Genomic DNA, 1072 nt, shown 5'->3' with positions numbered 1-1072 from the left:
CCCCCCGACCCCCCCCCCCGCCCCTCCCCCGAAGGGGGAGAGGGGGAGGGGCGGGGGAAAGCCCGAGCCCGTCCGGCCCGGCCCCTCACCCCCGCCCTACCCCTCCTCCACCCCCAGATCGGTCTCCTCGAAGACCAGCAAGGTGCGGGTGCTGAGCACCTCCGGTATGGACTGGATGCGGGTGAGGACCAGCTCCCGTAGCTCGCGGTTGTCCTTGGTGTGGACGAGCAGCAGGACGTCGAAGTCGCCGCTGACCAGCGCGATGTGGGCGGCTCCGGGCAGTGCGGTGAGCTGTTTGCGCACGGTCCGCCAGGAGTTCTGCACGATCTTGAGCGTGATGTAGGCCGAGGCGCCCTGACCTGCTCGTTCCTGATCCACGAGGGCGCTGAAGCCACGGATGACGCCGTCGTCGAGCAGCCGGTTGATCCGGGCGTAGGCATTGGCGCGGGAGACGTGTACCTGCTCGGCGACGGAGCGTATCGAGGCCCGTCCGTCGGTGCGCAGCAGGCGCAGGATGGCGCGGTCGATGGTGTCGAGGGGGCGCGCGGCCGGAGAGGGCGGAGCGGGTGTCGCCGGTGGCTGCCCGCCTGGATTGGCCATCTGTTCCTCCGGCATACGGTCCCGCCTCCCCTTTGTGGACGCCCTGTCTTCATCACAAGCTGTGGAGAACCGTTTGTCCACAGGCTGAACCCGCCTGTAGCCAAAATGCATCGGCGACCGAACAATCGGTAGGGAAGGGCTTACCCGCCCCGACCGACTTCATCCTGCCCGTGCGTCGTCCGCCCACCACCCCCTATGAGGCGCCTCGCGCCGCCCCTTCGATCCGAGGAGGTGCTCGTCATGACGGTCCTAGAGCAGCCCGGCAGCAGCAGGCACACGAGCGGGCTGGCCGGACCGCCGCCCGCCTGGCGGCCCCGTGTGGACCCGGCACCCCTCCTGCCCGATGCGGAGCCGTACCGCCTCCTGGGGACGGACGCCGCCCGCCGGCTCGACCCCGGTCTGCTGAAGCGGCTCTACGCGGAGCTGGTGCGGGGCCGCCGGTACAACGGCCAGGCCACCGCGCTGACGCGGC

General features: G+C 70.9%; 1 protein-coding gene and 1 pseudogene. One reads left to right on the top strand and one right to left on the bottom strand.

Annotated elements, in window-relative coordinates; translation table 11 throughout:
- Window positions 1-96: 96 nt before the first annotated feature.
- Entirely contained in the window at window positions 97-615 is a 519-nt protein-coding gene (locus RZ84_RS18130) for an Lrp/AsnC family transcriptional regulator (RefSeq protein WP_043265175.1), read from the bottom strand.
- 225 nt (window positions 616-840) lie between these two features.
- Between RZ84_RS18130 and RZ84_RS41350 the strand changes: the two are divergent.
- A pseudogene (locus RZ84_RS41350) lies at window positions 841-1072 on the top strand (pyruvate dehydrogenase (acetyl-transferring) E1 component subunit alpha); the annotation flags it as partial.

The sequence above is a fragment of the Streptomyces sp. CT34 genome (genome assembly GCF_000805335.1).
Classification (GTDB): Bacteria; Actinomycetota; Actinomycetes; order Streptomycetales; family Streptomycetaceae; genus Streptomyces.
The sequence above is the reverse complement of the archived record's forward strand: the minus strand, read 5'-3'. Positions and strand labels throughout refer to the sequence as shown.